We start from the raw sequence: 11148 nt of genomic DNA on the forward strand, positions 1-11148 counted from the left end.
TAGAAGCACATTGAAAAAGTTCGATAAAACTGTTAGAAATGTGTCATTAAAATTGTGTTTTTAAAAAAAGCTCATTTATCAACCGCCGTAAATCGTTCATTTCGATGAGCAGGCTTTTCAATTTCATCCAGGATTACTTTGGCCATTGTCCCTGCAGTAATCTCTGACTTGCCTTTGGCATTTGTTAATAATTTATCTTTGCCAAGTGTATATTCAGTGGCGTCACCTGGTTTAAACGTTGAACTGGGCGAAACGGCAACCCAATTGACACCCGTTGTATTCTTCAACAAATCATATTCTTTGGCTTGCTGACGCGGAACATCGATAAATGACTCGTTATTCGGCATCTTTTCCAATTTATCAAGCAGATGGTGACCATCTGGAGTTTCCAAGCTGCCGGCGCCTAAGATAAAGAACAGTTGTGGTGCGGGGGCATTCTTTGCAAACTCAATTAATCTGGCTGCCAGATCAACGTGCTTATATGCCTGACCGGGATCATGGGTTGCGAACGCATCCACAAGGACATCCAAGTTTTCAATATCCGGACGTTGAATATCAAAGACATCCTTCACCATATAAGAAGCTTTATCGGCAAACATGTCCTTGGCTTTTTCTTCATTCCGAACAAATGTGGTAACGTTCAAGCCCCGATTAATGGCTTCTTTGGTAATTGCACTTCCGGCCATTCCGGTTGCACCAATAATTCCAACTTTCAATGTCATATGATGAACCTCCAGTTCTTTTGTAAACAATTTTATAATGTTTTATTTAATTACTTAAGTATAGTATCAACTGTTTTTACCCGCTTTTCAATTAATTTGACTTGTCACTTCCATTTCTCAAAAGGCCTATTAATTCAGGCCTTTGACCATATGCGACAAAAAATTCCAGGGACTTGGTCATCCCTGGAATTTCGTTATTCAATATCAAAATTGGTTAATTATTTTTCAAGCTTTACTGGTTTTCCAGCAACATCAATTGTAATCGGATCACCTTTGATCAGCTTGAAGTGAGAACCGTCTTTATCAACATCAACTTCAATCAGACGGTCGCGAAAGACTTGTCTAAATGAATAGTGGGACCACTTCTTAGGTAGGAATGGTGCGTAATGCAGCTCGCCATTTCGAACTCGCATGCCGGCAAATCCTTGCACAACGGCAATCCAGCCACCGGTCATCGCAGTGATGTGCAAGCCGTCAACCGTATCATTGTTATAGTTGTCCAAATCCAGTCGAGCCGTTCGTTCGTACAGTTCAACCGCCTTTTCTTCATAGTGAAGATCGGCTGCCAATACTGAGTAAATGGCGGGTGACAAGCTTGATTCATGAACCGTGTATTGTTCGTAGAAATCAAAGTTGGATTTCTTTTGTTCCGGTGTGAAGTCATCAATAAAGTCCCAGATTCCTTGAAGCACGTCACCCTGCTTAATGTAAGGTGAACGCAAAATCTTGTCCCATGACCAGTTCTGGTTCAATGGCAATTGATCTGCCGGAATTTCTGAAACCGGCTTGAGGTCTTTATCAAGGAAACCATCGTGTTGAACAAAGATGTTCAAATCCTTGTCGTAAGGCAGATACATGTTGTCGACAATATCTTGCCAATGTTTCTTTTCATCTTCACTGACATTTAGCTTTTTAGCTTGTTCAGGTGAAACTTCCTTGAGAATCTCCAAGGTATATTTCAAAGTCCATTGAGCCAAAATGTTGGTATACCAATTGTTATCAACGTTGTTCTCGTACTCATCGGGACCAGTTACACCGTGAATCATGTAATTCTTGTTTCGTTGACTGTAGTGAACCCGGTCCGCCCAGAACCGTGAAATTTCTGTTAAGACTTTGGATCCTTCATTCAATACATATGAGGTGTCGCCGGTGTATCGGGTGTAATTGTAAATTGCAAAGGCAATGTCACCATTTCGGTGAATTTCTTCAAAGGTGATTTCCCATTCGTTATGGCATTCGATTCCATCGAAAGTAACCATTGGGAACAATGCCCCTTTAAGTCCCTGCTGTTTGGCGTTGTGATAAGCACCATCCAATTGCTTGTAACGATACATCAGCAAGTTCCGGGTAACTTTCGGATCGGTAATACCCAGATAGACTGGAACAGCAAATGCTTCAGTGTCCCAGTATGTGGCACCACCGTACTTTTCACCGGTAAAGCCTTTAGGGCCGATATTCAGTCGTGAATCTTCACCATAGTAAGTGGAGAAGAGCTCAAATAAATTGAATCGAATTCCCTGTTGGGCTTCGGTATCGCCATCAATGACAATATCTGATTTGTTCCAACGATCTGCCCAAACTTTTTCGTGGGCATCCAGCAATTCGTCATATGACTGGCCGGCAACTTTGTCACTCAATTGATGCATGGCAGCAGTCAATGCGTCTTGGGTATCGTAATCTCTTGAAGTAACAACGATCACCCGTTTCTCAAGCTGGGTGGATTCATTGGGTGCCAATTCACCGGTAAATTCATTCACAACTTCTTTTTCGTTTGGCTGGCTGACTTTCTTGGCTGACAAGCCGGTAACGTTTCTCATTTCCATTCCGGAAGTGAATCGTGGGGTACCAAATGGATTAGGCGTTGTTTCAGCAATCACGTTGCCTGAATCAGTCCCCTGTTCAGTTGAAAGAACTTCCCAGAAACGCTCATCGTAGTTAGCATCTTCGTTTTTAACATCACCGTCGATGGCAGAGTCAATCACTAAATCAACTTTACTTGAACCGACGTTTTTAATTGAAACTCGCTGAACTGAAAGTTCCTGTTGAGCAACACTCAGGAAGCGTTCGAATTTAACGGCAACTTCGGCATCGCCTTTGGTGACCGTAAATGAACGGGTTAGGAGGGCCTTTTTTATATCAAGGTTTAATTCAAAATCACTGAATTTGTCTTTGGCAAGATCAAGTGTCTCACCATTAATCTTAATGCCCATTTTGATGAAATTAACCGCGTTGACAACTTTACCAAAGTAATCAGGATAGCCATTCTTCCACCAGCCAACCCGAGTCTTGTCCGGATACCAGACACCACCGAGGTAAATTCCGTTCAGGGTATCGCCACTATAGTCTTCTTCGAAGAATCCACGCATCCCCATGTATCCATTACCAAGGCTGGTCATGGATTCCTGCAGCCGCTTATCTTCAGGCTTAAAGTCGTGGGTCACGATGTTCCAGGGAGTTACTTCAAAAGTTCTTTTCATAGTTAAATGTCCTTTCTATGCTTTGTAGGTTTCCTTAATGAATCCAACTGAGACAGCGCCAAGTGCCATGATGATACCAGCTAATACGAACATGTTTGGCTGTGCGTTTCCAAGTAGTGGGAACAAGCCGAAGCTGGCAAGTGATGCGACGATTTGTGGCAGGCAGATTGATCCGTTGAATAATCCAAGGTAGGTTCCCATATGTTCACCAGATAATGCGTTGGTAACCATTGTTAATGGGTAAGTGTTCATTGAAGCCCAGGCAATTCCGACCAAAGTATAGGAAATGATCAAAATGTATTGAGTGTGAATGAAGAATACTGAGAGAAAACCAATTGCACCCAATGCCAAACTCAATGAGTATCCCAACTTGTGATGATTGTTAGGTAATTTAGCCAAGACATATGACCAGATAACAGCGGCAATTGATTGAACGGCAGCTAAAACACCGTACCAGTTACCGGCAGCTTGATAACCTGCAGAAGTTGCATTGGTTGTGTTCCATACGTTATTGGCAATGGCTCCGGCAGAATAAGTCCAGAGATATTGGAAAGCAATCCAGCAGAAGAATTGAACCAGGGTAACTGTCCAAAATACTTTAGGCGCTTTCTTAAGCAATGACCACCAGTTACCACCAGTCGTATTAGCTTCTTCGGTAATTCCATGATATTTGGCATAAGTTTTAGGATCATATTCATGAACCTTGAAGATTGTCAGCAAACTTGTCAGCAACAGAATTGCGGCACCAACATAGAAGGAAATAACAACTGATTGAGGAACAACCCCTTTTTCAGCGGTGTTGGCAACTCCAAATGCGGTAAAGATAAATGGGAAGATGGCTGCGATAACCGCACCACCATTTGATAAGAAGCTTTGAATACCATATGCATAACTCTTTTGATCATCGTTAACCATGTCACCAACCATCATCTTGAATGGCTGCATGGCAATGTTGGATGAAACATCCAGCAAAGCAACGGTTACCGCACCGAATACCAAAGCGGTAACGGATGCGTATCCGAAACCAAAGCTACCCGAATTAGGCAGCAGGCACATCACGATAATCGCAATTAACGTTCCCAAAGCAAGGTATGGAAGTCGACGACCGCCAAGCTTCGGTGCCCATGTTCTATCTGAATAGTAACCAATAATCGGTTGAACAATTAATCCTGCAAGTGGTGGCAAGATAAAGAACCAGCCCAACTTATTTGGATCCGCCCCAATCGTTTGGAAGATTCGGCTCATTTGTGAGCTTTGCAGGGTAAATGCAATCTGCACACCCAAGAATCCAAAGTTAATCATCCAAATGGTGCTGGCAGGAAGCTTGGGTAAGCCAGACTTCTTGGTTGCTGCTGCACTACTTTGTTCATCCATTTCATATTCCTCCGTTTCAATAATCCCTAAAAATAATAGCGTTTACATTTTGAATTATTGCACGTTCTTTCAAAAGTTGCAAACGGTTGCATGAAATTTATTGAGCATTTTTTGGATGGATCTTCCCTAAATGTTGTGATAGCGGTTACTTTGCCGATTTATTACATTTTTGAAACAGTCAATTTATTTTTGAAGCCGTTGACTGATCACAATAAACAAATAATTTTAAAAAAAGTTTTTTAGCTTTTTTCACTGATATATAACGGCTGTGGTCTAGACCTCATGGATATTATGAAAATTGTTTGTGTAAATTATTTTCAGCTTTTCATTGCACTTCTTTCAAAAATGTTTTATATTGAACAAGCATTCACAAGTTGTTGATAATTACAATTTCATAAGGTGGTGAGATTTACATGCTGTTAGGTAGTGTTGAAGCCGGAGGTACGAAGTTCGTATGTGCGGTTGGTAACGAAGATTACCGAATCTTGGATCGGACGCAGTTCCCTACGACCACTCCAAAGGAGACCTTGCAAAAAACGGTTGATTACTTCAAGCGGTTTAAAGATCTCAAGGCAATCTCAATTTCTTCATTTGGACCGATTGAGCTTCGTAAGAACTCGCCTAAGTACGGGTACATTACAAATACCCCGAAAAAAGGCTGGGCCAATACAAATTTTGTAGGTCGAATGAAAGAGGATTTCGATATTCCGATTAGCTGGACAACCGATGTTAATGGTTCCGCATATGGCGAGTACGTGATGGCGACCCTGTTCAACGAAAAGATTAATTCGTTGGTTTATTACACAATTGGTACCGGAGTTGGTGCTGGTGCAATCATCAATGGAAACTTTGTTGGCGATATGGGGCATCCCGAAATGGGACATGTTCGTTTGAAGCGTCACCCGGACGACCTTAATTTTAGGGGAATCTGCCCATATCATGGTGATTGTTTGGAAGGCTTGGTTGCAGGTCCAACATTTAAACCACGAACCGGTAAGAAAGGCCAAGACGTTCCATTAACTGATCACACTTGGGATATCATGGCATTCTATGTTGCCCAGGCTGCGATTCAAGTGACCTTAATGATGCGGCCAGCCAAGATTGTCTTCGGCGGTGGCGTTGTCAGTGAAGGATTCTTGAAGAAGGTTCGGGAACAATTCAATGAATTGATGAATCATTACGTTGACGTTGGTGATCTCGATAAGTACATCGTGATGCCATTGGTTAAAGATAATGGTTCAGCAACCGTTGGTGACTTTGCTCTAGCTTTAAAAGAATACAACAAGTAAAACTTATTTTTTTAGAACGTTCCACAAACGTTTGTGGAACAAGACAGATATTAAAGGAGATTATTTATATTATGAAAGCACTCGTATTTACAGGAAAACAACACATGGAAATTCAAGACATCGACAAGCCTGAAGTAAAGCCTAACGAAGTCCGTATCGACACTGCCTACGCTGGTGTCTGTGGTACCGACCACGCCCTATACAACGGCCTTCCAGGTTCAGCAGACGCTGTTCCTCCAATCGTTTTCGGTCACGAAAACTCAGGTGTTATTTCTGAAGTCGGCTCAAACGTTGATGGCTTCAAAGTCGGCGATCGAGTTACTGTTGACCCTAACATTTACTGTGGCAAATGCTTCTACTGCCATACCGGCCGTCCAGAACTTTGCGACAACCTCTCAGCTGTTGGTGTAACTCGCAATGGTGGCCTTGAAGAATCCTTTACTGCTCCGGCCACAAACGTTTACCCTATTCCTGATAATGTTTCATTAAAGGATGCCGCAGTTATCGAACCCATCTCATGTGCCGTTCATGGTATCGACTTGCTTAAGTTGACTCCATACCAAAAAGCTTTGGTTATTGGTGATGGCTTCATGGGTCAATTGTTCGCTCAAATTCTTCAAGCCTATGGTGTTCACCAAGTTGACTTGGCCGGAATTGTTGATGAAAAGTTGGCTCTCAACAAAGAAAAATTGGGTGTAACCAACACATTCAACACCACTCGCGACAAGCTTCCTGAAGACTATGACGTTGTCATTGAAGCCGTTGGATTACCACAAACTCAACAACAAGCCGTTGAAGCTACTCGTAAAGGTGCTCAAGTATTGATGTTTGGTGTTGGTAAACCAGATGCTCATTTTGAAATGAACACTTACGAAATTTACCAAAAGCAATTAACTGTTCAAGGTTCATTTATTAACCCTAACGCATTCGAAGATTCAATCGCCCTTCTCCAAAGTGGTGACTTGAACGTTGATGCCATCATCAGCAACGTCTTTAACCTGGACGAAGTTGAACCATTCTTACAAGGTAAGACCAAGGGCGTTTCAAAGGCTGTTGTTAAAGTAGGTGAATAATTTGAAAAATAATGAGGTAACTGCCAGCGAAGTATTAAATGGTCGGACAATCTCAATGTCTAAATCAATCACCTTCTTTATCATTTCGTTGGTGATCAACTCCGCCGGAAACGTATTGACCTTGGTTACCAGTGCCCAAATCCACCCTTCCTATTTAGGATCGGCTTATTGGACCGCCGCTGAAGCCAATCTGGCTGTCGGATTCGGCTGGAATCTGTTCTGGACATTCCTGATTCTTGGAGTGGTCATTACAATTTTAAACGCCATTCTTGTTGGGCATTGGAGCTGGAGCCGAGCACTTGGAAACCTAATCTTCATGGTTCCCTTCTCTGCATTAATCCAAATTTTTGAAGACTTCTTTCTTGGCAAGTACCCGGCACTGTTCAGTGGCTTCCCACCCGCAAAGACCCCGTTGATGATTGGATTTTATATCCTGTTAAACTTCCTTGGGGTTGCAATGATCGGAACCGCCATCTCAATCTACCAACGGGTTAACCTGGTATTGCATCCCGCTGATGATTTAATGCAGATCCTGCGGTTTAAGTACTTCAAAGGAAATGCCACGACAGCGATGTGGGCATCATACATTCCACCTACACTGATGGCAATCCTGGCTTTCGCAATCACCCGTCAATTCACCAACTTCGGAATTGGAACCATCTTTGCATTCTTATTCCAAGGCGGAATTACAGGTATTGCCGATACCAAGATCTTCCCAAAGCTGAAACATCAGGCGTTGGATGTTGGTCAAGACTAACGTATAATTAAGTTTGGGCCGGTGTTCAAACGCATTAACCCAATCACAAAATTTGATAAAAAAGAGGACATAATCATGGCAATTAAAGATGATATTACCGGAATCCAACACGTTGGTATTCCCTCAGTTGATTTAGACAAAACAATCGCGTTTTATGAATCACTTGGATTTGAAGAAGCCGGCTTATTCCATAACGGCGAAAACCGTTGCGCATTCATGCGTTTTGGCAACTTAACAATTGAAACTTACGAAGGCGATCCAACTGCCCGCAAAGCCGGTGCCATCAATCATTTCTCGTTAAACACCCCAGACATTGAGAAGGCATTTGCTGACGCAAAGGCACAAGGCTTACGTTTAGTTGATAAAGAAATCCAATCGATTCCTTCATTCTGGAAGCAGGGAATCAAGTACTTCAACATCCTTGGCCCTAACGAAGAAACAATCGAGTTCTGCCAGATTCTCTAGGCTCAGTCCGGTTATTAATAATTGGAACAACGTCAAAGTGGCTGAGACAAAACTTATGTTTTGGTTCCAGCCACTTTGTCATATAATGAAGTAGTCAATTAATCCAAGAGAGGATGTATTAAAACATGGCTCATATTTCTTTTGATGGTTCAAAATTATCAAAGTTCGTTCACGACAACGAACTCGGTGAGATGCAGGCAATGGTTAATGCTGCAGATGATGAATTGCGTAAAGGCACTGGTGCCGGCAGTGATTTCCGTGACTGGCTCACCCTGCCTAAAGATTACGACAAGGAAGAATTTGCCCGAATTCAGGCAGCTGCCAAAAAGATTCAATCAGACTCAAAGGTCTTGGTTGTAATTGGTATCGGTGGTTCATACCTGGGTGCCAAGATGGCCGTTGATTTCTTGAACGATACCTTCTTCAACTATTTACCAGATGACAAGCGAAAGTTCCCACAAGTAATGTTTGCCGGAAATTCACTCAGCTCATCATACGTTTATGATTTAATCAACCTGATTGGCGACCGTGACTTCTCAGTCAACGTGATCTCTAAGTCGGGAACAACAACCGAGCCTTCAATTGCATTCCGAATCTTTAAGGAACGCTTAATCGCCAAATACGGCGAAGAGGGCGCTAAAGAACGAATCTATGCCACTACCGATAAAGCACACGGTGCTTTGCGGAAAGAAGCAGATTCAAACGGATACCAAACCTTTATCATCCCAGATGGTATTGGTGGCCGTTACTCTGTCTTGAGCCCAGTCGGCTTGTTGCCAATCGCTGTCTCAGGTGCTGACATCGAACAATTGATGAAGGGTGCCGCAGATGCATCCGATGAATATTCCGATGCTGATTTGACCAAGAACGAAGCTTATCAATACGCAGCTTACAGAAATATTTTGTACCGCAAAGGCTTCACCACTGAATTGTTGGAAAACTACGAACCAAACATGACCTACTTCGCCGAATGGTGGAAGCAGCTCATGGGTGAATCAGAAGGTAAGGATGAAAAGGGTATCTACCCTTCATCAGCCAACTTCACCACCGATTTGCATTCATTGGGTCAATACATTCAAGAAGGATTACGAAACCTCATGGAAACAGTTATCAAGCTCGATAAGCCCAACCATGACGTTGACATCCCTAAAGAAAAAGACAACTTGGATGGTCTACAGTATCTTGAAGGCCGCACCATGGACTACGCCAATACGGAAGCCTTCCATGCGGTTGTTCTCGCCCACACCGATGGTAATGTGCCAAACATGGCCATTCACATCCCTGACGAAACCCCTTATACTCTGGGCTACTTAATCTACTTCTTCGAGGTAGCCGTAGCGATTTCCGGTTACTTGAACGGAATCAACCCATTCAACCAACCAGGTGTTGAAGCATACAAGCAAAACATGTTTGCATTGCTTGGCAAACCTGGATTTGAGGAAAAGGGTAAGGAACTTAAGAAACGTATTTAGTTCTCATTAAAATTTCCCGCAAATAACCCGTTCGCTGACATTGTGTTGATGTTGGCGGGCGGGCTTTTTATTTTCAATCACCTTATATAAGTATATTTAACACTTTGTAAAAGAATATTTGTTTGAGGGTTCATTTATAGATAAACAGGAAATAATCGGTGTGCCGATAGCGGCCACAATCAACCACAAGACACCCGTAATCTGAGCCCAATTAAGTCCATGAGTAATTTCTTCAATCAAACAATCACCTCCTCGTCATTAATCTTTCTAGTCAGCTAGCTATTCCGCCACTCAAACTGTTTCAGACAATCACAATTAATGGGGGTCTAACAGTTCTCCTAGTGAAATAAAACTCAGCCCAAAGAAACAATCCGAATCTTTTGGCTGAGGGGCTATGTTATTAGTATGACTGAAAGTTTTGGTAAAGATTGTCCGTTTTGTCACCAATTTGTTTCCCATTTGTGTAATGAATGGGTAAACTAAATTAGTTTCAGTGCTATACTATATTTAAATTTGGAGGCGAACTTTTATGAAGAAAAGCATCTTACTGTTAACCACGGTTTTAACCGGCTTAGGCTTCCTGGGGGCCACTACTCAAGCAAAGCCTGCCCAGGCCTCGGCTCGTTACTACTGGGTGAAGTCAATTAATCGCCCTTCTCTGGCTTACCACGCTGTCAGTCAGCGATCGGCTTACATTTACAACGCTACCCATACCCAGAAATTACATAACCTCAAAAACTATCCACGGACAACCTGGTACGTTTCCAAAAGTATCCTCATGCGTTCCAGCTACACGGGTAAGAAAGGCGTTTACTATTACGTTACTAATGCTGCCGGGACGGCAAGTGGGATTGTTTGGCGCGGTTATTTAACTAGAGGTATCAATCCGAACGCAACTAGTGGTACCACTCCTAGCGGTGATAATGGCAACTCTAATAACGGAAACTCTGGTGATAATTCTGGCAATACCAACGGTGATGCATCAAATGGCACGGATACCAACACTACCAATAGCCTAAGTCAGGAATTAGCCGGCTTTTTCGAAGGAACAGTTCCTAATTCACAACTACAGCAAATTGCTAATGAGTACCCCAGTTTTGTTGGCAAATATAGTAATCCAGACATTGGTGACGAAGCCTTTCAAGTGATGGTAGCTAACAAATATAAAGATACTCAGCAGTACATGACTTTCTTTTTCATTGGTAACAGTGGTAAAAATAACAAAGAAAAACAACAACAATTAAAGTCCGGCAAGATTTCATTCAAAGACTATGTGAATAATGTCGTTTATGCTGCTAACGGTAACGTGAGTTTCACAACCTTTAAAAATCGCTTAATCGGGGCCTATGCCTTTGATAAAAGCAGTCTAAATTACGGTCGGGGTGTGGTGATCCTTGAATACCCTCAACAAGATCAAAAGAGTTCTAACCAATAAGGATAAAATCAAAAAATGGGTGAGCACGTAACCATGTTTACAGTTACGCGCCCACCCATTTTTTTGAATATCATTTTATCAACC

The 11148-nt window shown here is 42.4% G+C and carries 10 protein-coding genes; 6 read left to right on the top strand and 4 right to left on the bottom strand.

Going from position 1 to position 11148, the window contains the following annotated elements:
- Positions 1-71 precede the first annotated feature (71 nt).
- The 3 genes from DNL43_RS04135 to DNL43_RS04145 all read right to left on the bottom strand — a co-directional run bounded on the left by DNL43_RS04135 (position 72) and on the right by DNL43_RS04145 (position 4573).
- Positions 72-722 (bottom strand): NAD(P)-dependent oxidoreductase, encoded by a 651-nt coding sequence (locus DNL43_RS04135; RefSeq protein ID WP_056981592.1) that lies wholly within the window; start codon positions 720-722, stop codon positions 72-74.
- A gap of 218 nt (positions 723-940) precedes the next feature.
- Positions 941-3199, bottom strand: coding sequence for a glycoside hydrolase family 65 protein (locus tag DNL43_RS04140; RefSeq protein ID WP_056981590.1), 2259 nt, complete (start codon positions 3197-3199; stop codon positions 941-943).
- Positions 3200-3214: 15 nt separating this feature from the next.
- Positions 3215-4573 carry an SLC45 family MFS transporter gene (locus DNL43_RS04145; protein WP_056981588.1) on the bottom strand — a complete coding sequence of 453 codons (1359 nt, stop codon included), beginning with the start codon at positions 4571-4573 and terminating at the stop codon, positions 3215-3217.
- Between the two features lie 413 nt (positions 4574-4986).
- Between DNL43_RS04145 and scrK the strand changes: the two genes are divergently transcribed.
- The 5 genes from scrK to DNL43_RS04170 all read left to right on the top strand — a co-directional run bounded on the left by scrK (position 4987) and on the right by DNL43_RS04170 (position 9629).
- Positions 4987-5862, top strand: a complete 876-nt coding sequence (scrK, locus tag DNL43_RS04150; RefSeq protein WP_056981587.1) for a fructokinase ScrK — start codon at positions 4987-4989, stop codon at positions 5860-5862.
- A 71-nt stretch (positions 5863-5933) separates the two neighbouring features.
- Entirely contained in the window at positions 5934-6935 is a 1002-nt protein-coding gene (locus DNL43_RS04155; protein WP_095345011.1) for a zinc-dependent alcohol dehydrogenase family protein, read from the top strand.
- A 1-nt stretch (position 6936) separates the two neighbouring features.
- Positions 6937-7692, top strand: coding sequence for a hypothetical protein (locus tag DNL43_RS04160; RefSeq protein WP_054769618.1), 756 nt, complete (start codon positions 6937-6939; stop codon positions 7690-7692).
- Positions 7693-7767: 75 nt separating this feature from the next.
- Positions 7768-8157, top strand: a complete 390-nt coding sequence (locus DNL43_RS04165; protein ID WP_056981585.1) for a VOC family protein — start codon at positions 7768-7770, stop codon at positions 8155-8157.
- 125 nt (positions 8158-8282) lie between these two features.
- Positions 8283-9629, top strand: coding sequence for a glucose-6-phosphate isomerase (locus DNL43_RS04170; RefSeq protein WP_054769619.1), 1347 nt, complete (start codon positions 8283-8285; stop codon positions 9627-9629).
- A gap of 96 nt (positions 9630-9725) precedes the next feature.
- Here the strand turns inward: DNL43_RS04170 and DNL43_RS04175 are convergent, their stop codons facing one another.
- Positions 9726-9869: a hypothetical protein gene (locus DNL43_RS04175; protein ID WP_156645007.1), complete on the bottom strand. Its 144-nt coding sequence runs from the start codon at positions 9867-9869 to the stop codon at positions 9726-9728.
- A 289-nt stretch (positions 9870-10158) separates the two neighbouring features.
- On the opposite strand from DNL43_RS04175, the gene DNL43_RS04180 reads away from it, so the two are divergent.
- A complete protein-coding gene (locus tag DNL43_RS04180; RefSeq protein WP_054769620.1) occupies positions 10159-11064 on the top strand; it encodes a hypothetical protein in 906 nt (301 codons plus the stop codon).
- Positions 11065-11148 lie beyond the last annotated feature (84 nt).

The organism is Lentilactobacillus kefiri (assembly GCF_009739535.1).
GTDB lineage: Bacteria > Bacillota > Bacilli > Lactobacillales > Lactobacillaceae > Lentilactobacillus > Lentilactobacillus kefiri.